Source organism: Paenibacillus sp. SEL1 (assembly GCF_054602535.1).
Genome location: NZ_CM137723.1, coordinates 3,377,315 through 3,397,869, shown reverse-complemented (window position 1 = coordinate 3,397,869; position 20,555 = coordinate 3,377,315). Strand labels below are relative to the sequence as shown.

General features: G+C 43.4%; 25 protein-coding genes and 1 pseudogene. 7 read left to right on the top strand and 19 right to left on the bottom strand.

Annotated features, from left to right (window positions below):
• Positions 1-269: 269 nt before the first annotated feature.
• Positions 270-1,214 carry an MBL fold metallo-hydrolase gene (locus ACYCSE_RS15465; protein WP_459698678.1) on the bottom strand — a complete coding sequence of 315 codons (945 nt, stop codon included), beginning with the start codon at positions 1,212-1,214 and terminating at the stop codon, positions 270-272.
• Between the two features lie 193 nt (positions 1,215-1,407).
• Between ACYCSE_RS15465 and ACYCSE_RS15460 the strand changes: the two genes are divergently transcribed.
• Positions 1,408-1,815 (top strand): MerR family transcriptional regulator, encoded by a 408-nt coding sequence (locus tag ACYCSE_RS15460; RefSeq protein WP_459698676.1) that lies wholly within the window; start codon positions 1,408-1,410, stop codon positions 1,813-1,815.
• 382 nt (positions 1,816-2,197) lie between these two features.
• Positions 2,198-2,850: pseudogene (locus ACYCSE_RS15455) on the top strand (IS3 family transposase); the annotation flags it as partial.
• Positions 2,851-3,037: 187 nt separating this feature from the next.
• Here the strand turns inward: ACYCSE_RS15455 and ACYCSE_RS15450 are convergent.
• Positions 3,038-3,250, bottom strand: a complete 213-nt coding sequence (locus ACYCSE_RS15450) for a hypothetical protein (RefSeq protein ID WP_459698674.1) — start codon at positions 3,248-3,250, stop codon at positions 3,038-3,040.
• 36 nt (positions 3,251-3,286) lie between these two features.
• The gene (locus ACYCSE_RS15445) at positions 3,287-3,805 is read right to left on the bottom strand and encodes a hypothetical protein (RefSeq protein WP_459698672.1); all 519 of its coding nucleotides are present in this window, start codon (positions 3,803-3,805) and stop codon (positions 3,287-3,289) included.
• Positions 3,806-3,884: 79 nt separating this feature from the next.
• Between ACYCSE_RS15445 and ACYCSE_RS15440 the strand changes: the two genes are divergently transcribed.
• Positions 3,885-4,235 carry a hypothetical protein gene (locus ACYCSE_RS15440; protein ID WP_459698670.1) on the top strand — a complete coding sequence of 117 codons (351 nt, stop codon included), beginning with the start codon at positions 3,885-3,887 and terminating at the stop codon, positions 4,233-4,235.
• 164 nt (positions 4,236-4,399) lie between these two features.
• Positions 4,400-5,284 carry a hypothetical protein gene (locus ACYCSE_RS15435; protein WP_459698668.1) on the top strand — a complete coding sequence of 295 codons (885 nt, stop codon included), beginning with the start codon at positions 4,400-4,402 and terminating at the stop codon, positions 5,282-5,284.
• A 25-nt stretch (positions 5,285-5,309) separates the two neighbouring features.
• On the opposite strand, the gene ACYCSE_RS15430 is transcribed toward ACYCSE_RS15435, so the two are convergent.
• From ACYCSE_RS15430 to ACYCSE_RS15410, 5 genes are all read right to left on the bottom strand, one after another.
• The gene (locus ACYCSE_RS15430; protein WP_459698666.1) at positions 5,310-5,531 is read right to left on the bottom strand and encodes a hypothetical protein; all 222 of its coding nucleotides are present in this window, start codon (positions 5,529-5,531) and stop codon (positions 5,310-5,312) included.
• Entirely contained in the window at positions 5,515-5,847 is a 333-nt protein-coding gene (locus tag ACYCSE_RS15425) for a DUF2500 family protein (RefSeq protein WP_459698664.1), read from the bottom strand. The genes ACYCSE_RS15430 and ACYCSE_RS15425 overlap by 17 nt, the downstream gene beginning before the upstream one ends.
• Before the next feature lie 41 nt (positions 5,848-5,888).
• Positions 5,889-6,152, bottom strand: coding sequence for a hypothetical protein (locus tag ACYCSE_RS15420; protein WP_459698662.1), 264 nt, complete (start codon positions 6,150-6,152; stop codon positions 5,889-5,891).
• Positions 6,153-6,244: 92 nt separating this feature from the next.
• The gene (locus ACYCSE_RS15415) at positions 6,245-7,051 is read right to left on the bottom strand and encodes a hypothetical protein (protein WP_459698660.1); all 807 of its coding nucleotides are present in this window, start codon (positions 7,049-7,051) and stop codon (positions 6,245-6,247) included.
• 1 nt (position 7,052) lies between these two features.
• Positions 7,053-7,451: a hypothetical protein gene (locus tag ACYCSE_RS15410; protein ID WP_459698658.1), complete on the bottom strand. Its 399-nt coding sequence runs from the start codon at positions 7,449-7,451 to the stop codon at positions 7,053-7,055.
• A 294-nt stretch (positions 7,452-7,745) separates the two neighbouring features.
• Between ACYCSE_RS15410 and ACYCSE_RS15405 the strand changes: the two genes are divergently transcribed.
• On the top strand, positions 7,746-8,306 hold the full coding sequence (locus ACYCSE_RS15405; protein ID WP_459698656.1) for a site-specific integrase: 561 nt from the start codon (positions 7,746-7,748) through the stop codon (positions 8,304-8,306).
• Positions 8,307-8,372: 66 nt separating this feature from the next.
• Here the strand turns inward: ACYCSE_RS15405 and groL are convergent, their stop codons facing one another.
• The 7 genes from groL to ACYCSE_RS15370 form a co-directional block, all read right to left on the bottom strand.
• On the bottom strand, positions 8,373-10,001 hold the full coding sequence (gene groL, locus ACYCSE_RS15400) for a chaperonin GroEL (RefSeq protein WP_013369880.1): 1,629 nt from the start codon (positions 9,999-10,001) through the stop codon (positions 8,373-8,375).
• 73 nt (positions 10,002-10,074) lie between these two features.
• On the bottom strand, positions 10,075-10,356 hold the full coding sequence (gene groES, locus ACYCSE_RS15395; protein ID WP_007429271.1) for a co-chaperone GroES: 282 nt from the start codon (positions 10,354-10,356) through the stop codon (positions 10,075-10,077).
• A gap of 358 nt (positions 10,357-10,714) precedes the next feature.
• Complete coding sequence (tatC, locus tag ACYCSE_RS15390; RefSeq protein ID WP_103048885.1) at positions 10,715-11,482, bottom strand: twin-arginine translocase subunit TatC; 768 nt, start codon at positions 11,480-11,482, stop codon at positions 10,715-10,717.
• Between the two features lie 112 nt (positions 11,483-11,594).
• On the bottom strand, positions 11,595-11,846 hold the full coding sequence (locus ACYCSE_RS15385; protein ID WP_013309213.1) for a twin-arginine translocase TatA/TatE family subunit: 252 nt from the start codon (positions 11,844-11,846) through the stop codon (positions 11,595-11,597).
• A gap of 103 nt (positions 11,847-11,949) precedes the next feature.
• A complete protein-coding gene (locus ACYCSE_RS15380) occupies positions 11,950-12,432 on the bottom strand; it encodes a MogA/MoaB family molybdenum cofactor biosynthesis protein (RefSeq protein WP_013309212.1) in 483 nt (160 codons plus the stop codon).
• 113 nt (positions 12,433-12,545) lie between these two features.
• The gene (gene moaC / locus ACYCSE_RS15375; RefSeq protein WP_013309211.1) at positions 12,546-13,034 is read right to left on the bottom strand and encodes a cyclic pyranopterin monophosphate synthase MoaC; all 489 of its coding nucleotides are present in this window, start codon (positions 13,032-13,034) and stop codon (positions 12,546-12,548) included.
• Between the two features lie 52 nt (positions 13,035-13,086).
• Positions 13,087-13,719 (bottom strand): 5-formyltetrahydrofolate cyclo-ligase, encoded by a 633-nt coding sequence (locus ACYCSE_RS15370; RefSeq protein ID WP_254350994.1) that lies wholly within the window; start codon positions 13,717-13,719, stop codon positions 13,087-13,089.
• Between the two features lie 270 nt (positions 13,720-13,989).
• Here ACYCSE_RS15370 and ACYCSE_RS15365 point away from each other — a divergent pair, with 270 nt between their 5' ends.
• Positions 13,990-15,954 (top strand): ABC-F family ATP-binding cassette domain-containing protein, encoded by a 1,965-nt coding sequence (locus tag ACYCSE_RS15365; protein WP_039270134.1) that lies wholly within the window; start codon positions 13,990-13,992, stop codon positions 15,952-15,954.
• A gap of 546 nt (positions 15,955-16,500) precedes the next feature.
• Here ACYCSE_RS15365 and tsaD read toward each other — a convergent pair.
• Genes tsaD through tsaE form a run of 4 tightly spaced genes read right to left on the bottom strand, consistent with a single transcriptional unit; the run spans position 16,501 to position 19,414 of the window.
• Positions 16,501-17,565, bottom strand: a complete 1,065-nt coding sequence (gene tsaD, locus ACYCSE_RS15360) for a tRNA (adenosine(37)-N6)-threonylcarbamoyltransferase complex transferase subunit TsaD (protein ID WP_459698652.1) — start codon at positions 17,563-17,565, stop codon at positions 16,501-16,503.
• Complete coding sequence (gene rimI, locus ACYCSE_RS15355) at positions 17,562-18,077, bottom strand: ribosomal protein S18-alanine N-acetyltransferase (protein ID WP_190298813.1); 516 nt, start codon at positions 18,075-18,077, stop codon at positions 17,562-17,564. Before rimI ends, tsaD begins: the two co-directional genes overlap by 4 nt.
• A 17-nt stretch (positions 18,078-18,094) precedes the next feature.
• Complete coding sequence (gene tsaB, locus ACYCSE_RS15350; protein WP_459698650.1) at positions 18,095-18,931, bottom strand: tRNA (adenosine(37)-N6)-threonylcarbamoyltransferase complex dimerization subunit type 1 TsaB; 837 nt, start codon at positions 18,929-18,931, stop codon at positions 18,095-18,097.
• Between the two features lie 3 nt (positions 18,932-18,934).
• Positions 18,935-19,414 (bottom strand): tRNA (adenosine(37)-N6)-threonylcarbamoyltransferase complex ATPase subunit type 1 TsaE, encoded by a 480-nt coding sequence (gene tsaE, locus ACYCSE_RS15345; protein WP_459698648.1) that lies wholly within the window; start codon positions 19,412-19,414, stop codon positions 18,935-18,937.
• A 133-nt stretch (positions 19,415-19,547) separates the two neighbouring features.
• Between tsaE and ACYCSE_RS15340 the strand changes: the two genes are divergently transcribed.
• Complete coding sequence (locus ACYCSE_RS15340; RefSeq protein WP_459698646.1) at positions 19,548-20,078, top strand: cysteine hydrolase family protein; 531 nt, start codon at positions 19,548-19,550, stop codon at positions 20,076-20,078.
• Positions 20,079-20,555 lie beyond the last annotated feature (477 nt).

Here is a 20,555-nt window from a genome sequence, read left to right as displayed (position 1 = left end):
GGCATAGGTATGCTCTATCCCGCTCCCAACTCTCCAGAATGACGATATCTCGTAGTGTAGACTTATCCGGCCCCATAATATAGTTATTTTGCTCTAAAACAAGCAACTAACTTTTATGCTTTCTGTACACCTCCGCGTCTTTATCTCCAGATCTAACATATTACGGCAGACTGCCAATTACGTTTGAAAATACCCAAACGTGCTGCCGGGTTGACATTCAGAACTGGCCTTGTGAATCTGGTGAAGTTAAAGGGAGTACTAGTTGTGTCTCATCTATTATTTTGAACAAGCATTGTATTGAAGAGCCAGCGAAAATTCCATCTGAAATACTGAGCTAGATGCCAATCTTCATAGCCATTTAATACACCTTCATTTAACCAGTAAGACTCTGGTTTTCCGCTCGTCACAGCTTCAGACACATAAGCGATCGTTTTTTCTAAAAAGCGAATGACATCTAGGATTCTATCTGGAGTGGACACATCTCCATGCCCGGGAATGACAGTATCTACCTTCAGATCTCTTTGAATGCGTCTAAGGATGCGTATCCAAGCGTATGGATTACCGTATGGCATGACCGGAATCGTCTTGTTGGTTATTAAATCACCAGCAATCAAGGTTCGTTCTTCAGGCACGTAAATAACGGCATCGCTTAAAGAATGGCCGCCTCCGTAGGATAAAACTTCGACAGTGCGTTTTGCTCCTTTTATAACTAGTTTATCGTCAAAAGTTATCGTGGGTATCACCCTACGAAGGGAAGGGATAGCATCATACAGGGCTCTCTGCACGGAAAGATCATAGCCGATTTCGGTTAACATGTGCGGATTTTTTTCTTGTGAACGTACTTGATGTAGGCTATTTATTAACTTCTGAATGTTTTGTTGCATTAGATCAATATTCACTTTACCCATTTTAGATAGCAAATCTCTTGTCCAAACGGTAGATATAAAATCACTTTCCATGAATTCCTGATTGCCGTTGACATGATCTCCATGGAAATGAGTATTGATCACATATTTAATTGGTTTATTCGTTAATTGTTCTGCGGTTTGACGTAACAAAGCACCAGAATGCGGTAGGTTGGTTGTGTCCACAACAACGGTCAAATCCCCAATGTCAATAATTGCTGCATTCCCCAGCGAACCACTACCAGGTACCGAAATAGCACCCCAGATACCTTCCGCTGCTTGTTGAATCGTGAAATATTTGTTGTTCATTGTTTATGCCTCCATCAAATTTATGTTTCATGTATATCAATTAGCAACTTTAGCTTACAAGTTAGAGTCAACTAGAAATCAAGCACAAATTTTTGAAATGAAGTTAGAGGTGCAAATATCGACTTCGAGTTGACTTAAAGATGTATAATAGTTTTAAATTTTGGTTTAGAAAAAAGGAGTGACATAAAAAACAATGCTTACTATAAGTCAAGTATCAGAAAGAACGGGGCTAACTCCTTATACGATTCGCTATTATGAAAAAATTGGAGTACTACAGGAACCAAATCGAAGAAATGGAAGGACACGCATTTATACCGAAAGTGAAGTTTCATATATACAATGTTTAATTAGATTAAAAAAATTGGGATTGTCACTTGAGGAGATTACGGAATTTACTCGTGACGGATGTGTACTGGATAGAATTCAAAAAGGGGAAGAAGTTGCTAATTTTACTCCTGCCTTACACATACGGATAGAAATTCTTGAAAAGCATCTGGTGGAACTGGAATCCAAGCGGCAGGAACTTGAGTGCATGATTTCCCTTGCCAACGAGAAGATAGCCCTGTACCAAAAACTTACGAAAGACGATATAGTAATGTAGAAGACCTGGTTCACCACCAGCATATACGATGGCAACAGAATTGATTGAACTAACGGGAAACGTTAGTTCATTGAAATAGCGATAGTCTAGGGCTTTATTTTCCCGTCCTATGCTACCATTGTTTCTTTTGTTGTAGTTATCAACGAACATTTAAAAAGTAGACTCATACCAGTTCTGCCTTGAATGTCCGTCTGTAAGCAATTTTCCAACTAAAAAGCTCTGCCGACCTTAAGGGGAACGGAACTGACCCCATAACGTGAGACAAATCAAAACACCTTCAAGAGAATCGAGCCATGTCGTAAGATATGGAGATAACCTTGGAGGTGTTTTTACGTTGGCAACGAGAGTTAGCTATCCAGTAGAAGTGAAGATGAAAGCTATTGGTTACCGGAAAATCACCGCACTCCTTCGGGCAGAGCAAAGAATGAATCACAAACGGGTTCAGCGGATTATGCAGCGTGAGGGGCTACAGTGCCGCGTGAGGATGAAAAAACGAAAGATCACTGGGCAGCCCGCTTATCCGGCAGAAAATCTGCTGAAGCGGCAATTCCATGCAGAGGCGCCCCTGCAAAAGCTCGTCACGGACATCACCTATTTACCGTTTGGCGGAAAAATGTTGTACTTCTCTAGCATTCTAGATCTGTACAATGGGGAGATTGTGGCTTACAGTATAGCGGACAAGCAAGACACGTCCTTGGTTTTGGATACGCTGAATCAACTTCCAAAACGGACAAGCATGCTGCTTCATAGCGACCAAGGAAGCGTATATACGTCACAGGCTTATCAAGCTGCAGTAAAGGGAAAAGGCATTACCATGAGCATGTCCCGAAAAGGAACGCCCGCTGATAATGCCCCATCGAATCGTTTCATTCCACACTAAAGTCTGAAACGTTCTACCTTGAATATCTCATCTGTACAACGACTGCAATCGTTGTACAGACCGTTCGAGACTACGTCACCTACTATAACTCAATTCGGATTCAAACGAAACTAAATAACCAGTCGCCGGTAGATTACAGGCGACGGGCTGCTTAAACTTGAAAGGTGTTTTGATCCCTGTCTCACAAACGGGGGTCAGTCCCATTTAGGTTAGCAGAGCTTTTTACTAATGATGATATTGGAAAGGAAGCTTCAGCATTTAAGACACGCTAAATCCCCTTAAAATTCCCCCCTAATATAAAATCTAACCCATAAATAATCAAGTTTATATTAGGTAGCTTTATTATTCATAAGTATTAATAAGTACTAGTTTAGAGCTATTTCCGTGAACCACTATCTCAGCTTCAGTTATTACCCCTATCATTGATTTGAAAAGCCCTTTCTGCCCTAATGCAACTGGGTTCCAACCATATTTTAAAGTGTGATCAAAACTACCAGGACCAGCGCCTAAAGCAAAACCTTGCGATTGAGAATCTATAGGGCCATTTCTCATCATACCATTTTGTCCAAGTCTAAATTTTTTTGCAGTTATTCAAACTGGAGTGGTATAGTCATTTATTCTCCAGCCTCCATTTGCGCTTACTAGACTACCATACAAAACACCATTTTCATCAGTTGACTTTGCCATATAAAAAGTCGAATAAGTAGTTACTGAAATACTGTCATCTGATTTTGATTCAGATCTTGAACTATCATACACTGCAGCAGCAGAAATAGCGTAGATATTCATCTCATTACTTTCATTTACATTGGAAATCCTTAACGATTGGTTAACTTCTCTACCTACCAGCTTAGCTGTTCTGTATGTTTTGACATCAAACTCTTTCCCATCAATATTGTAAGTAGACTCTATTACAGTACTTCCAATATCCAAGTCGCTGATTCCTTTTTTAGCACGATCAATGACTTCTTCTACATTTAAAGCTTTGTCCACCTGGTATGTAGCTTTTCCCTCAAGGTCGACTACGTTAGAACTTGAGTCTGCGAAAGCAAAAGTTGGCGCTAGTAAAAGAGCTCCTACAACTGACAAAATAATTAACTTTTTCTTCATTAATTTTCCTCTTTTTGTATGTTATGATACTATTATTAGACAATTTCATAAATAAAACAACCCTTTTGGAGGAAAAATAATGAAAAAAGTATTATTATTTGTATGGTTTATAGGATTTATGTTATTTTTGAAATTAATAAATGTGTTTGATGAATATTTCCAAAATCAAATGTCAATTACTTTAAAATATCAACCTTATTTAACTTATGAGTGGATTTTATACGTATTACTAGGGATATACTTTTCGTTAATTTTTACTGGAAGTTTGAAATTTGTATTCAAAAGAAATGTTTTTATTTTTGCCTTCATCCCCTCTCTTTTAGTCATAATTTATTATTTAGCAGGAAATTATCTATCTTCAAATCTTAACTTAATATTTATGTTGTCTGGCTCCTTATTATCGTACAGCTTGTTAGGAGAAAAAAAATAACTTTCAGAAAAAGGACTCATACCAGTTTTCGGGCAGAGCTCATTACTCCAGAAATTTAAAACCACATTTAAACTTATTTTTGAATATATAGACATTAATGTTTAGACATCCCTTTTTCAATTTTGTATGATTACTGAGCAAATAAACAAAAAGGGGATTTATACATGAAAAGAAAGCTCAATTTAATTTTATGCTTCACTTTACTTATTACTATTTTCCTCCCATTGTCATCAGTGAGTGCCTATACTGGAGGATATGCTAATGGGAAGAATGCAGCTATTACGGGAAGGGCAATGTATATATATGGAGCAACAAGCGCTGAAAACACATCTCTTGTTACAGATAATAATGAAGAAACAAAATACTCAATGCCTGCTGGCAAGATGATTGTAATTGATCTAGGCGAAATCAAAAAAATAGATTCTTTTAAACTTAAAAGCGATGCCAAAGTATCAAGAATAGTTTTTTTTGGGCATGATACTGGTTATTTAGGATCTTATGGAATAAACGATAGTAACGATAGTGCTTTCAGTGGGCAACTCAATACAATTCCATTAGAACAAAATGTTAGATTTGTATCATTTATGGGATTATCAAATGAAACTATAAACATCAGTGAAATCGACTTTTTTTATAGTAAAGATCCAGGGCCAACACCGGACCCTACTCCAACACCAGATCCAACACCCAACCCAATTCCAGATCCTAATCCTGTACCTGTAGATCCAACACCAAACCCTGATCCGACCCCAAGTCCTAACCCTGATCCTTCTGAACCTACGGAGCCAACTGAACCAGCACAACCAACTGGTGACCGCGCTATTCTGACGGTAACAATGGATAATGGATTTGATAAAGAATTCGATCTAAGTAAAAAAGAATTGAATGCCTTCGTCGCTTGGTATGACGCTAAAGATGCTGGTAGAGGCCCTTCATTCTTTGCCATTGATAAGCACAATAATAACAAAGGTCCATTCAGCAACCGTAAGGACTATGTAATATTCAATAAAATACTCACATTTGAAGTAAGCGAGTATTCAACAAAATAATTAACAACAAAGGACTTCATACTGGTTACATACCAGCGGAGTCCTTTTTCACATCTACTCTAAATTCAAACTGATTACGGAAGAAATAAGATCCGTTAATCTTAATCGACTCTGCTGTAATCTTCTCCACTGCACCCCCATCCCATAGTCCACAATATCTATCAAATCCTCTCCCTACGGCTGTATGGCTTAATGCAGCTGCAAATAGTTCTATATCAGACTTTAACACTTTATATGTGTGATTCATCCTGATCACTTCGCTTTAAGATACGTTCTGCCTGTACCCAGTCTCCCTGCTTTGTAACTTTAACCTCATCGCCAACAACAAATAGACCATACTTTTCTTCAGGTACACTTACTTCTTCACGTTCGAGGTTTTCAAATTCACAAGTCAGATAATAAAACTTCAAAGAGCTTCCTTCGCTCCATTGTACCCGCTTATCAACTACTGTCGCATTTCTCACTATAATTGGCTGTTTAGCATTTTTCTCATCGTTTCGCATTAAGGCAATAAATCCCCATACTATTAATCCAATAATAACTATTAAAACAATCCATCCCATAATTGTCCCTCCATAAGAAATTCCAAATAATTTTTATTATACTAAATACAATATCGTATTTTAAGCGTTGCTCCTTTCCCTTTAGGCGGAGCATTTAATATCTCATCATTTGGCTTTTTTAAGCTATACATAGCATCACAACAGGAAGGCATAGCATGTTTTCCATCTTTCCCAGGATATCCACCTAATTTTCTATGGATCTCTCCAGAGTTAATGTCTATATATTTCGCCCCGTTACTGCGAGCTACATCAATTTGATGTTGTATTTCCTTCTTAAAATCATCTTTTGAAGGCAAAACGTTCACGATAATCCCCCCCTATATAAAAAAATCCCCCACCAGCGTATGCCAGCAGGGTATCACCGATGCTTTCGGATTTTAATTATCTCATAGTGTTTTTAACCACTGATGTCCTTATCAAAAAGCTTTCTTATAACAGCTGGTATCTTTACTTTATTTGCCCTTGCCGCATATTTAACCATTCTCCAGAAGTAGTTACCATATATCCATGTGGCAACCGGATAATGTAAATTCTCTGCTATAATACCAAAGAAACCATTTCCGTTAGTGAAAACTTTTAGATATTCGCAACCAGAAACCATGCCAAGCAAAATAAAAAAGTTGGTCGCGAATGTCATTAATTTCGCTTGAGATTTATGTTCTTTTTCAGTCCCTGGCTTTATATTTCCTGGAATCAAACCAAGTATTAAGTCCACAAGAGCTATAAAGAACAGACCAGCTAGCAATGCTGCAAGTTGAACACCGAAAAGCGATACAAAAAATGTGCCGACAACAGTAAACCAATATTTAAGTTTACTCCGTTCAAACATTTCTTTCATCTCATTGGCATACATTTGTATGAAACTAGGATAACCCATTGGCATTACGAATGCACCTACCTTTCTCAAGGTGTTGGAGGAATCGCGAGTTTCTATTGCATGTTTGAAGGGAACTTGTATCACGTCGCCTGAATGCTCAACCAAATAAACCGAATTGATTTGGATATGCCTTTTCTTTACTTTCAAGTCAAAGTTAATGCTTTGTAAACTATTTTTCTCTAAAAAATCAGTAGAATTAAGTAAAGCTTTCAATTGTTCTGCAGCTTCTTTATCAGCTTCACAAGGGGAAGTTGATGGAACAAATTTAGTCTGCATTTTGGTTGATAAATTATGTATATTCATTGTTTTATTTATAAGAACTGCCATTTTACCCTTCCTCCTTCCTTAAAAATTTCACCGGGTAGCTAGAAATTACTTTGTTATTATAATAAATTTCAAAGTATACAGTTCCTTCGACATTTACAGGGAACTCATTGAAATTTATACTTGAAACAGTTATTTCGTCATAACCATTAAAACTATAATTGAATAATGGTAAGTTGAATTTAATGTCCTTGCCACGAACGTTTAGATATACATCTTTCCCATCATCACTTTCTTCTCCTGTCATACCTACAACAAAGATAATTTCATTTTCTAGTTTTACTGGTAAACTATCAAATGTTCTTTTGTCCAGAATTCCGATTGCCGAGAAATCGTAGTTTCTATCTTCGATTTTTCGGGCAAAAACTTGGTCACAAACAAAAGAATACAAGACTTTCAACATACATTCCAATCCCTCTCAAAATTCTTTAATTATTATTTACCCAATTCATACTTACACAATACCATATTTTCCCTAAAAAAAATAGAGTCTAGGTTATATTACCCATAAATATGCTCAATATATAATACGACAAAATACCTACATTACCTTCCGAACATATGTGATTTTTCTAATTTTATACATTCATTGTAGTTTCTTATGCTTAAATCTCTGCGATTCATACATATGTATATAGTTTTTAGAAACAAAAAAACAACCCTACAAGTGCTTACCTGTACCTTAGCTTACACTGGCATGAGAGTCGGTGAATTATGCGCATTAAAAGAACTAGATGTCAACTTTGAGGACGACAAGATAAGAGTAACAAAAACACTATACAACCCAAATAATAATTACGCTCTTTACAAACTTAACACACCAAAAACTGTATCATCGGTTCGTGAAATAGATGTTGATCATGAAGTTATTATAGGTTTTCAAAACCTCCTGACCATTCAACAAGTAGAAAAATCAAAAAGACCAAAAACTTATCACGACCAAGGTTTCTTATTCGCGATAATCGGTAAATTCGCTGGGTATCCTCAGGTTATAAAAATGGTTGAACTTCGGATGAAGCGACTACTAAAACTAGCTGGCCTAAATCCTGATCTCACCCCGCACTCACTTCGCCACACTCATAAATCACTATTAGCTGAAGCCGGGGCTACTCTCGAACAAATCATGCAGAGGTTAGGCCATGCAAACGATGAGATAACACGCAGAATATATCTTCATATAACTAAGCCAAAAAGAAAAGAGGCTGCTCAAAAGTTCAGTGAACTAATGAGAGCCTCAAAAAAATCTGATCAGAGTTAACAAATTGTTAACAAATCAATATAACAATCCATCAAACCCTTGTTGCACCAAGGTTTTTTTAGTTTATTACATCATTCCACCCATGCCACCCATGCCGCCCATGTCAGGCATTGCAGCCTTTTCTGGTTCTGGCTTGTCAGCGATAACCGCTTCGGTAGTCAGGAACATTGCTGCTACGGAAGCAGCGTTTTGCAAAGCATAACGAGTTACTTTCGCAGGGTCCACGATACCAGCTTCGATCATGTTTACCCAGTCGCCAGTAGCTGCGTTAAAGCCTACGCCAACTTCTTCGCGTTTCAGACGCTCAACGATTACAGAGCCTTCTTCACCTGCGTTAGCAGCAATAGTGCGGATTGGAGCTTCCAGAGCGCGCAACACGATGTTCACGCCTGTTTGCTCGTCGCCTTGCAGTTCAACAGCTGCAACTGCTTTGTATACGTTCAGGAGCGCTACACCACCACCGGATACGATACCTTCTTCAACCGCAGCACGGGTTGCATTCAGGGCATCTTCGATGCGCAGTTTGCGTTCTTTCAATTCTGTTTCAGTTGCCGCACCGACTTTGATGACTGCTACGCCGCCGGACAATTTAGCCAGACGCTCTTGCAGTTTCTCTTTGTCGAACTCGGAAGTGGTTTCTTCCAGTTGCGTACGGATTTGGCTAACACGAGCGTCGATGTCGGCTTTGTTTCCAGCACCGTCAACCACAATCGTATTTTCTTTAGTGATACGCACTTGACGTGCTGTACCCAGTTGGTCTACGGAAGCTGTTTTCAGGTCCAGACCCAGTTCTTCTGTAATCACTTGACCGCCTGTCAGGGCAGCGATATCTTGCAGCATTGCTTTACGACGGTCACCAAAGCCTGGAGCTTTAACAGCTACAGCGTTGAATGTACCACGCAGTTTGTTAACAACGAGCATAGCCAGTGCTTCGCCTTCGATGTCTTCAGCGATCAGAACGAGTGGCTTGCCTTGTTGTACGATTTTTTCAAGCAATGGCAGGATTTCTTGTGTGTTTGTGATTTTTTTGTCTGTGATCAGGATATACGGATTGTCCAGTACAGCTTCCATTTTGTCCGTATCTGTAATCATGTACGGGGAAATGTAGCCACGGTCAAATTGCATACCTTCAACCACTTCCAGCTCTGTTGCAAAACCGCGGGATTCTTCAACAGTGATTACACCGTCTTTGCCCACTTTTTCCATAGCTTCAGCGATCAGTTCGCCTACTTCGTCATCAGCAGCGGAAATACCGGCTACTTGAGCAATGGATTGTTTGCTTTCGATTGGTTTGGAGATGGCTTGCAGTTCAGCAACAGCCGCTTTAACCGCTTTGTCGATCCCTTTACGGATACCGATTGGGCTTGCGCCAGCAGTTACGTTTTTCAGGCCTTCTGTGATGAGGGCTTGAGCCAAAACAGTAGCAGTAGTCGTACCATCACCAGCTACATCGTTCGTTTTGGTTGCTACTTCTTTAACCAGTTGAGCGCCCATGTTTTCGAACGCGTCTTCCAGCTCGATTTCTTTTGCAATCGTTACACCGTCATTGGTGATGAGCGGGCTACCGAATTTTTTCTCCAGTACAACGTTACGGCCTTTCGGTCCGAGTGTTACTTTAACAGCATTAGCCAATGCGTCAACCCCGCGCAACATAGAGCGACGAGCGTCTTCACTGAATTTAATATCTTTAGCCATTTGTGATAAACCTCCCTATGGATTATGAATGATTTGTTTCAATTCCTATATTCAGGTCTTGTCCGGGTTCCGGTTAACCGATGATCGCGTGGATATCGCTTTCTTTCATAATCAAATATTCTTTACCTTCATATTTGATTTCCGTTCCAGCGTATTTAGAGAAAATGACACGGTCGCCTTCTTTTACTTCCAGAGGAATACGGGCACCGTCTTTCAATGCGCCTGCGCCAACCGCGATAATTTTGCCTTCTTGCGGCTTTTCCTTGGCAGAGTCAGGAAGTACGATCCCGAAGGAAGTCGTTGTCTCTTGCTCAATTGCTTCCACCAATACGCGTTCACCCAAAGGTTTGATCATGAAAAAATAGCCTCCTTATTAAGTGTTTTATCCTGTAATTTGGTTGTTATGTTGTATGTATTAGCACTCGACAGTCGTCAGTGCTAACAACCAACTTTATGATACTCAACTTGGGATTGAATTTCAAGTCCCTAATGTATTTTTTATGGGAATTTTTATGGACAGCCCTTCCCGATTATATCCATCTATCTGAAAAATAACCGTTAACTCAAGGCTAATGGTTATTTTTAAGGCAGCTAAGCTGCTGCTGTTATGCTCTATAGATAGCCATGATATACAAATGCCATTCATCATCTGCAAGTGACATGTAGCGCGGACCCGAATAAATTGTTTACTGAGCCATTCAGGTCCTGCCTTATTATTCTGAAGCTACACGCAATTGGGCCTCACGTTCCTCCTGTGCACGCAGCTGCCTGCGGTACACGACCGAAGACAAATACACGCTCACTTCATATAGCACCAGCAACGGAATCGCCACCAAAAAATCGGAAATAAAGTCCGGCGGGGTAATGACAACCGCAACGAACACAAGCAGAAAATAAGAAATCTTCCGCCATTTGCGAAGCCGCATTGGTGTTAAAACATGAATCCCCGTCAGAAACATGATAAGCAGGGGGAGCTCAAACAGCAGCGCTACAGGTAGTACAATATTAAACATAAAGGTGAAATATTGTGCGATCCCGTACGTTTCCTGTAATCCCATACTTTTGGTGACCGACGATGTAAATTGAATCGCCATCGGGAAAATAATGAAATAAGCAAAAGCTGTCCCAATGATGAACAAAAGCAGCACATAAGGCACATACCGCAAAGTCGCACTTCGTTCTTGTGGTCTTAAGCCCGGGCTGACAAACTTCCACAGTTGGTAGCAAGCAAACGGTAGCGCCACCGCAATCCCGATGATCATGGCGATCTTCATGTAGATACCGATCCCGTCCCAAAAGGAAAACGCGTTTAACTGAAAAGCTTGCGCCGAACCGGAGCGAATAAGCCAGTCATAGACAGAACCCGCCGCGAACAGACCACCAGCCAGTGCCAATACAAATACAATTAGCACATAGATAATTCTGCGGCGAAGCTCTCCCAGATGTTCCATTAGCGGCATTTCATGCTCTGATGGGGTCAAGTCCACTCCTCCTTTCTGAACGGAACGCAGCAGCGCCTCCTAAAAAATAAAGCCCTTCACTGAAGAAGAGGCTTTTGTTTATTGTACAAGCATCAAGAATCGATCACTAAATCTATGACAAGCGTTTATCCTCAGGCTGAGGTTGAACTTCTGAAGACGTCGTCTGTGATGCTTTGACCACACTATCTTTGCTGTCTTTACGCTCAGTCCGTTCATCTTCTGATAAAATATCGCGTGCCCCGTTTTTAAACTCACGGAATGTACGCCCTACAGCTCGACCCAGCTCAGGCAGCTTGTTCGGACCAAATAACAGCAGCGCCAGAATGATCAACAAAATATAACCCGGTGCTCCAATATTGGGCATGTGTAGTAATCCTCCTTATGTTGACGGACAAAATAACAATCTTTGTCCGTATACGGCCTTATAAATTCTTATAGGTATCATACCACACACGATGTGCTGCCTTCTACCGGAACTGGCCTGTCACCATAAGTAGCGCTTCTGGAAGTTGGTCCATTATCGCTGCCAAATTTTCATGCACACCTTTGGGCGTTCCTGGTAAATTGACGATCAGTGTACGTCCGCGTATTCCTACGATTCCACGGAATAGCATAGCCGCTGGATTTTTCTGCATCACGATCATTCTCATGGCTTCCGCCATGCCTGGCACTTCCCGTTCCACAACCCGCCTAGTCGCCTCCGGTGTCACATCACGGATCGCCAGCTCGGTTCCACCCGTAGTTAGTACCAGGTCTGCATGAAAATAATCGGTCATTTCGATTAAAGCTGCAATAATTTCATCCGGTTCATCGGGAACGATCCGGTATTCCACAATCTCTCCGCCCAGTTCTTCTTCGATGAGTTCCCGGATGACCTGTGCGCTTGTATCCTCACGCTCTCCCCTTGCCCCTTTATCACTGGCTGTTAGGATCGCCGTTTTCCACACCATAAGATCACCCTTCTCCTATCATGAAAGAATACTTTCTCTTCTGAAAATCAGAAACAGCCACGCTGCATCCTCCATCACATCACAGTACCCTCTCGGCGACAATGTTGTCTATGTCAAGGTTCCCGGTGGTCCTCCCTTTGAAAATCCCCATGCTTGCCACCTGTTTTGGATTGCAGCATGGTAGGGCCGATGATCATATCTTTTTGCAGCGCCTTGCACATATCATACACGGTTAACGCTGCGGCTGAAGCCGCTGTCAAAGCTTCCATTTCTACACCTGTCTTACCTTCGGTCTTCACTTCAACTTCAATATGAAGCACATCATGTCCATTATCGGAAAAAGTAATGTTCACGCCTGTCAGGGCCAGTGGATGACACATCGGTATCCAGTCTGACGTTTTTTTCGCGCCTTGAATCCCTGCGACCTGGGCCACAGCAAGAACATCACCCTTGCCGATTCTTCCTTCTTTTACAGCCGTCAATGTAGCCGGATTCATCGTAATCTGAGTCACGGCAACTGCTGTACGAATCGTAGACGTTTTACCCGAAATATCTACCATCCGAGCCCGTCCCTGTTCGTTAAAATGAGTAAAGGAATCCACGACTCCCTCACAGCTCCTTTCACATACCCAACTTTACTTCATTCATCATTTGTCAATAATCACAATCTAAGCGTCCATCCAGAGTAAACAGCACGTCCACTCGCAAATCCCTTGGCTCCATGGGCACCTGTGTTAGCAATTGTCCCGGCAACAGCAGCGAGACATAAAGCGGACCTACATGGCTGTTGTTACGCTTCTCTGCCTCTACCTGTACGGTAAAGCGGTCATAATAGCCTCCGCCGTAGCCGATCCTGCCCCCACGGCGATCAAAGGCCAAGCCGGGCACAACAACCCAGTCAATTCCCGTCCACATTTCAGGCGACCATTCCTTGCATGTCAAAGCAGGCTCAGGGATGTTCCAGATGCCGGGTACAATATCTCCGTACTGATCCATCTCCCTCACCTCCATAGTCCGAGTTACCGGATCCACTCTTGGGGCTAGGACACGATCTCCCTGTGACCAGCAATGCTCAATGAGGGGAGTCGTCGAAATCTCGCTGCCAAAAGAGAGATAACTAAATAAGGTTAGCTTATCTCCGTTTCTGTCTATTCTAAGCTGCTCCCATGCCTCGATTGCATGCCGACAGGCCACAGCCGATGCCTTCTGCCTTGTCAGCGGGTCCATGGAGTCACGCGCTTCCCGTTGCTGCAAACGCAGCGCGTTCTTCACATTACAGACATCCATCACATCCGCCCTCCCGCACAATCGTCGATAATCTTTAAAACGTTACTATTGTCCCATTTGTCAGTAAGTGCTGTACGTTGCAAGTTTTTTTCATTCTTTTTCACTTCTCGTTTAAGTTTATCATTGTTTATACAAATTGACTACACGCGGCTCAAGGGTTTACAGGGTGAAAGCAGTGCAATAGTGGGTAATTTCATGTAAACTGGAAGGAAGGTACCTGTGAAAAAAGCAGGTAGAACTGTGCAAAATGTAATGGAGGAACGATACGCTATGCTATTGCAAGTAACCGGAATTACTAAATCTTATGGAATTGAGCCCGTTCTGGACGGGATTAACCTTCAAATATTGGAACGTGAACGTATTGGACTCGTAGGTGTGAACGGTGCAGGCAAATCGACCCTGCTCAAAATCATTGCTGGTGAAATATCCTATGACAGTGGACAAATTTTCAAGGCGAAGGAGACCAGCATCGGTTATCTGGCGCAAAACAGCGGCTTGAATTCTGACCGTTCTATCTGGGGGGAAATGATGCTGGTGTTCACTCCCCTGATTGAAGCGGAACGGGAACTGCGGCAAATGGAACAGGACATCGCTGACCTGGCCAATGCTCAAAACGAAAAACGCTACGCAGATCTGCTGGAACGCTATGCACGTCGTTCAGACTGGTTCAAGGATCACGGTGGTTATGAAATGGAGACCCGTATTCGCAGCGTGCTGCACGGTATGGGCTTTGGTTCATTTGCACCTGAGACGCCTGTAGCTACTCTGAGCGGAGGACAGAAAACTCGGCTTGCGCTAGCGCGCATCCTACTGCTCGCACCAGATGTCCTTATGCTCGATGAGCCTACCAACTATCTGGATATTCAAACACTGACCTGGTTGGAGGATTATTTGCGCGGCTACTCCGGTTCTCTGCTGGTAGTATCACATGACCGTTATTTCCTGGACCGACTGGTAACGACGATTATTGAAATTGAACGCCATCGTTCTACTCGATATACAGGCAACTACAGCCGCTACATGGAGCTGAAGGCTGCCGAGTACGAAACGAATCTGAAGCATTACGAAAAGCAGCAAGGAGAAATTGCCCGTTTAGAAGCATTCGTACAACGTAATATCGTGCGGGCTTCCACGACCAAACGCGCTCAAAGTCGGCGCAAGCAGCTAGATAAAATGGAGCGTATGGATCGGCCCATGGGAGATTTGAAAAAGGCTCATTTTTCCTTTGAAACAGCTCATATGTCAGGTAAGGAAGTACTGGAGGTACGTGACCTCTCTGTGGGGTATGAAGGTAAAAAGCCTTTATTCCAGCACGCATCGTTCGACTTAAAACGTGGAGATACCGTGGCACTGATTGGTCCGAACGGGATCGGAAAATCGACGTTGCTCAAATGTCTCACCGGATCACTTAAACCTGCTGCTGGCTCCATCCACTGGGGCACGAAAATCAAAATCGGCCTGTATGACCAGGAGCAGACGAACCTGAACCCCGCCAATACCGTACTGGAGGAGTTGTGGAGCGAGTACCCTCATATGGAAGAAGCACGTATTCGTACAGTGCTGGGTAATTTCCTGTTTAGCGGTGACGATGTACTAAAAAAGGTAGCTGCATTAAGCGGAGGGGAAAAAGCCCGCGTTTCTCTGGCCAAGCTCATGCTGCGCGAAGCCAACGTATTAATTCTAGATGAGCCTACCAACCATCTGGATCTGTTTAGCAAGGAAGTGCTGGAAGCGGCTTTGATGGACTATGATGGTACGCTGTTGTTCATTTCCCATGACCGTTATTTCCTGAACAAAATGGCGGAACGTGTCATCGAGCTTCATCCTGGGGGGATAGAACATTTCCTGGGGAATTATGATGACTATGTAGCCAAAAAGCAGGAGTTAGAGGAAATTGCGCAGGAAGCTCTGGAGGCAAATCAGGCCACACGCGGCAAAACATCGGCTACCTCTGCATCCGTGACAGACGAGACCACATCCAAATCACGCGCCGCCACCTATGCGGCAGACAAACAAGCCAAAAGCGAGGAACGTAGCCGTCAACGCAAGCTGGAGGCATTGGAAAACCAGATCAAAACGCTGGAAGAACAAATTTTAGGGCTGGAGGAACAAATGACCCTGCCTGAGATTTATCAGGATTACACAGCGCTTCAGAATATTCAGGCACAACTCGACACCCATAAACAGGAATTGACTGAAACCTATACCTCTTGGGAAGAGCTGTTAGAAGAATAAAAACTACTGCATAAAATCTTAGCCTTAAAAATTTCACATTTTCCTCTTCTATATTTTTGTACACAAGATTATCCACAGCTTATGTGTATGAATGAGATTGAAAAATGGCCTTTTGGGCCATTTTTTTATTGATAAAAAGCCATTTTCAAATGAAAACCAAATTTATCCACCCTTTTATCCACATTATCCACAGATTTCACAAGAACTAAAGGTGTTACATATCCCCCAACTTGCTATCTCCAAAAAGTCTTAGCCTGCTTGCTTCGGACTCGGTTATCCACATCCAAAGCGGTATATGTGGATAACTTTGTTCACAACTTGACAAATCACATCATTATTCGGTCAATATCAAAATTCCAGATTTTTTTGATGGATCATGAAAAATCGTGAACAATCGTGACGAATAATGCGAGTGAATGAGATGCTGCCATTCATTTGCTCAAACTCCTGTATTTTATCCTCTTGAATTTATATTTTTATGATAGTTTTGGAGCGGACAAAAAAGACACGACTCAACTGTGCCGTGTCTTGCTCATTCTTCTTCAATTAAGTTTGGACAGACCATTCTTCCAGAGACAGCCCTGGATCAGCCTTCATATCCAATGAGGTAAATTCCCCGCGCTTCCATTTGGCGTAGGCCGCAGCGCCGATCATCGCTGCATTATCTGTGCAATATTTCATCGAGGGTACAAGCAGCTCGATTCCTTCGCGCTCACAACGCTCCCGCAACGCTGTACGCAGTCCGCGATTAGCAGCCACACCGCCACAAAGCAGGAGCTGCTTCGCACCGTATTCACGCATGGCACGAATCGCCTTTTCCACCAGCACCTCGACGACCGACTCTTGAAAGCCTCTTGCGATCGCTCCGACATCAACGGTTTCTCCGCGCATTTTCGTCTGGTTAATTACATTCAGCACCGCAGATTTCAAACCGCTAAAGCTAAAATCATAAGAATCCGGCTCCAACCATGCACGCGGCAAAGTAACCACTTCCTCCGATTCATGAGCCACACGATCCACATGCGGGCCACCCGGATACGGAAACCCAATCGCTCTCGCTACTTTGTCGTAGGCTTCCCCAACCGCATCATCCCTTGTACGACCAATGAGTTGAAAATGACCTTCGGACTCCATCAGCACCAGCTCTGTATGTCCTCCTGACACAACGAGAGCAATGCACGGATATACGATATCATGCTCCAGCTGATTGGCATAAATATGTCCCGCGATATGATGCGTCCCGATTAATGGCTTGCCGAACGCCAAGGCAGCACTCTTGGCAGCGACAATTCCAACCAACAATGCGCCAACCAGTCCTGGTCCTTGTGTCACGGCAACCGCCGAAATCTCACGAGGGGTAATTCCCGATGTTTGCATGGCCTCGTCCAGCATGTAGGTGATGCTCTCCACATGTTTGCGTGAAGCCACCTCTGGCACAACACCACCAAAGGCTTTGTGTGTTTCAATCTGACTGGAAATCAAATTTGAGAGCACCTCTGTACCATTTTTCACGACGGAAACAGCCGTCTCATCACAACTCGTTTCCACTGCCAGTATATAGCAAGGCTCGCCGGAGGCGGAGCCTGTACCTGCTTTTTCCTCTTGCATCATTGCTTCTGCACGCTTCCTTCCTGTTCACCGGATGCCCCATGCGCGGGAAGATCCGCCCACATGATCACGGCATCCTCGTTATTATCCGAATAATAGCCTTTGCGCACACCTGCGGGCTTAAAGCCTTTTTTCTCATACAAGCCCTGAGCGATCCGGTTCGTTACCCGCACCTCCAGCGTCATACGTTCCATCCCTAAATAAGAGGCGGTCTGCATCAGCTCATTCAACAGCTTGTCCCCAAGCTTGCGTCCACGATAAGCCTCACGAATCGCAATATTCGTAATATGGGCCTCATCCATAATCGTCCACATGCCTGCGTAACCAATGGCTCGTCCGTCTAGTTCCATAATCATATATTTAGCGAAATGATTCATCGTCAGCTCATTGCGGAATGCTTCCTCCGTCCACGGCAGCGTGAACGCTTCATGCTCAATCTCCAGCACATCGGGAATATCATCCAGTTGCATCAAGCGAAACTCAAGTTTCTCTTCCCGCTGTATGTTCTTTGCCATGTTGTTCACCGCTCTCTTCAGCGCTGACGAAGCAGATTGGCTTCCGCCTCAGCCAGCTGGGTATAATTAGGAACCAGCGTATGTAGCTCGTCATGTTCCTGACGAAGCAGCTTATCCGCCCCAAGGCGGCCAACCCATCTTCCCTCCAGCTCATAAGGTACGATACGCAGCTCGCTCCATGCACGCAGGCGCTCGGCTGTTTCGGCGTGAACCGCCGTTTCACCGACTAGCCAAATGACTGGAGGACGCTCTTCAGAAGGCAAAGCCTCCAGCCGTTGCAGCAGGTCATCGGTCCAAGCAGTCATCAAGCGAATTGCATCTGGCTCCAGCCGTTGAGGGCTCTCGGTGTCGTCAACTGTATTCACGCCGAACAGCCCCGTGTAAACCTGACCACGGCGCGCATCCAGCACAGGCACAATCCAGTCTGCTGCCTGTGCTCCGGACGAACCGTTACTCACAGACTCATTTTTATCTTCTTGTCCCTTCATCTCGATGCCGCGATTCCAACCACCCCACGCCAAAGCATGCAAAGTGGATATGGACGTCACCGGGATACCCCAGGCCCAAGCGAGTGTTTTGGCTGCGGTCACCGCAATCCGGATACCGGTATAAGACCCCGGTCCAACACCAACTGCAATACCATCTACATCATCTCGTGTCAGCCCTTCTTCATTCAGCAGTCGTTCCAGCTCGGTAATCACATGCACGGAGTGATTACGTTCGCCATAGACGTTGCTTTCTCCCAGCAATTCTCTTCCGTTCATCAGAGCGGCCGCCATCACGGTCGTCGCTGTATCTAACGTCAAAAACCGCTCACGCGGCTTTACATCCACATCTGTATGCTCTCTTTGCATGATTCAAACTCCATTCTCCCGCAAACTGCGGCACCATTGTTCATAAGGCTCGCCGTACCCGGTCAGGTGAATCAAGCGATCCCCCACATCCGTTGTTTCTATATACATGTGAAGCCGCTGCTCCGGCAATATATCCGGTATAATACTACCCCATTCCACCAGACATACTCCTGTCCCGTAAAAATATTCGTCCAGCCCGAGATCCTCCGCCTCGTCCTGGGAAATCCGGTACACATCCATATGATACAAAGGCAATCGACCCTCGTACTCCTTTATGAGGGTAAAGGTTGGACTATTTACGATACCCGGCACACCTAAATGACCGGCAAAAGCTTTGGAAAAAGCAGTTTTGCCCGCTCCCAGATCTCCATCCAGCACAATCACCGTTCCGGGAACCGCTTTGGCTGCCAAAAAACCAGCCAATGACCCGGTCTGTGCCTCTGAGACAGAATGGAACGTAAACTGCTCCTGCGAAATTGTCATATATTTTAATCACCTTTCGTCCGAATCGGACCGTTCCAACTTGTTCTTTATTATATAGTTCACCTTATGTCGCCGCAAGGCATGAAGACATGCTATTGTAAGTTAGTGATACACACAGGGAGGGATTGAAACGATGGGGCAAACCGTTTTACTCATGATTGATGTTCAGCAGGCTATGTTCATGTATGATGAGAAGCTGTATCGTGAGCAGGAAGTTGTAGCGCATTTGCAGCAGCTTTTGGACAAAGCCAGAGCTACAGGTACACCGGTGATTTTTATACAGCATACCGATGAAGCGGATGAGGATTTCCGAGAAAACAGTGTAGGCTGGGCCATCGCCGACGTAGTGCGTCCTCTTCCTCATGAACGAATTGTCCGTAAATCATCCTGGGACAGCTTCTACCAAACCGAATTGGGCCATGTACTGAAGGAACTGGGGGCCGATCAACTCGTAATCGCGGGGATGCAGACCGAGTTTTGCCTCGACACGACTTGCCGAAGCGCCTATAGTCTGGGATACCAGAACAACGTACTCGTATTGGATGCGCATAGTACATTTGATAGCAAGGTGCTAAGCGGTGAACAAATCGTAGCTCATCATAATGGTATGCTTGGCAATCGTTTTGTGCGTTTACTTGCGACGGAAGATGTACATTTTTCGTGAGTTGTTGAAGTTTAATGTTCCAAGCCGATTGCTTTCAAGCAAGTCGGCTTCTTTTTTTTGTTCATACGAAAAAAGCGCACTTTCGGGTGACACTGTTAACAAGAAGCGAGCTAGCACAATATAACGAAGATCATGAATATTGGAAGGCAAAGCCGTCTTCAGAAAATTCTGGAGGCTTTTTTTATTACCCAGCGATGAGTTAGATGATATTGCGAAGAAAACTTTCTCACGTATGGATTGCAACTTTCATTTTTAACATAAAATTCAATTAATGATCATGATTTTCAGAAAAATTAAGAAATTAACAGAAAACGTTAGAATGGCCTAATTATTGTGGAGTATATGGCCCTATAAACATCTGTACATAGATATGTGTAAATATTTGGACATTGAGCAAAATCTGCATTAGAACTATGATGAAAATGGTTTTAATTTCCAATGAGAGAAGGCGATCGAACCGTCACACTCACTGTCTTA

Coding starts and splice junctions, on each gene's coding strand:
- ACYCSE_RS15465 (WP_459698678.1), bottom strand. CDS start 1,214: ATGAACAACAAATATTTCACGATTCAACAAGCAGCGGAAGGTATCTGG.
- ACYCSE_RS15460 (WP_459698676.1), top strand. CDS start 1,408: ATGCTTACTATAAGTCAAGTATCAGAAAGAACGGGGCTAACTCCTTAT.
- ACYCSE_RS15450 (WP_459698674.1), bottom strand. CDS start 3,250: ATGATGAGAAATGGCCCTATAGATTCTCAATCGCAAGGTTTTGCTTTA.
- ACYCSE_RS15445 (WP_459698672.1), bottom strand. CDS start 3,805: ATGAAGAAAAAGTTAATTATTTTGTCAGTTGTAGGAGCTCTTTTACTA.
- ACYCSE_RS15440 (WP_459698670.1), top strand. CDS start 3,885: ATGAAAAAAGTATTATTATTTGTATGGTTTATAGGATTTATGTTATTT.
- ACYCSE_RS15435 (WP_459698668.1), top strand. CDS start 4,400: ATGAAAAGAAAGCTCAATTTAATTTTATGCTTCACTTTACTTATTACT.
- ACYCSE_RS15430 (WP_459698666.1), bottom strand. CDS start 5,531: ATGAATCACACATATAAAGTGTTAAAGTCTGATATAGAACTATTTGCA.
- ACYCSE_RS15425 (WP_459698664.1), bottom strand. CDS start 5,847: ATGGGATGGATTGTTTTAATAGTTATTATTGGATTAATAGTATGGGGA.
- ACYCSE_RS15415 (WP_459698660.1), bottom strand. CDS start 7,051: ATGGCAGTTCTTATAAATAAAACAATGAATATACATAATTTATCAACC.
- ACYCSE_RS15410 (WP_459698658.1), bottom strand. CDS start 7,451: ATGTTGAAAGTCTTGTATTCTTTTGTTTGTGACCAAGTTTTTGCCCGA.
- ACYCSE_RS15405 (WP_459698656.1), top strand. CDS start 7,746: ATGAGAGTCGGTGAATTATGCGCATTAAAAGAACTAGATGTCAACTTT.
- groL (WP_013369880.1), bottom strand. CDS start 10,001: ATGGCTAAAGATATTAAATTCAGTGAAGACGCTCGTCGCTCTATGTTG.
- groES (WP_007429271.1), bottom strand. CDS start 10,356: ATGATCAAACCTTTGGGTGAACGCGTATTGGTGGAAGCAATTGAGCAA.
- ACYCSE_RS15385 (WP_013309213.1), bottom strand. CDS start 11,846: ATGCCCAATATTGGAGCACCGGGTTATATTTTGTTGATCATTCTGGCG.
- ACYCSE_RS15380 (WP_013309212.1), bottom strand. CDS start 12,432: ATGGTGTGGAAAACGGCGATCCTAACAGCCAGTGATAAAGGGGCAAGG.
- ACYCSE_RS15370 (WP_254350994.1), bottom strand. CDS start 13,719: ATGGATGTCTGTAATGTGAAGAACGCGCTGCGTTTGCAGCAACGGGAA.
- ACYCSE_RS15365 (WP_039270134.1), top strand. CDS start 13,990: ATGCTATTGCAAGTAACCGGAATTACTAAATCTTATGGAATTGAGCCC.
- tsaD (WP_459698652.1), bottom strand. CDS start 17,565: ATGATGCAAGAGGAAAAAGCAGGTACAGGCTCCGCCTCCGGCGAGCCT.
- rimI (WP_190298813.1), bottom strand. CDS start 18,077: ATGGCAAAGAACATACAGCGGGAAGAGAAACTTGAGTTTCGCTTGATG.
- tsaB (WP_459698650.1), bottom strand. CDS start 18,931: ATGCAAAGAGAGCATACAGATGTGGATGTAAAGCCGCGTGAGCGGTTT.
- tsaE (WP_459698648.1), bottom strand. CDS start 19,414: ATGACAATTTCGCAGGAGCAGTTTACGTTCCATTCTGTCTCAGAGGCA.
- ACYCSE_RS15340 (WP_459698646.1), top strand. CDS start 19,548: ATGGGGCAAACCGTTTTACTCATGATTGATGTTCAGCAGGCTATGTTC.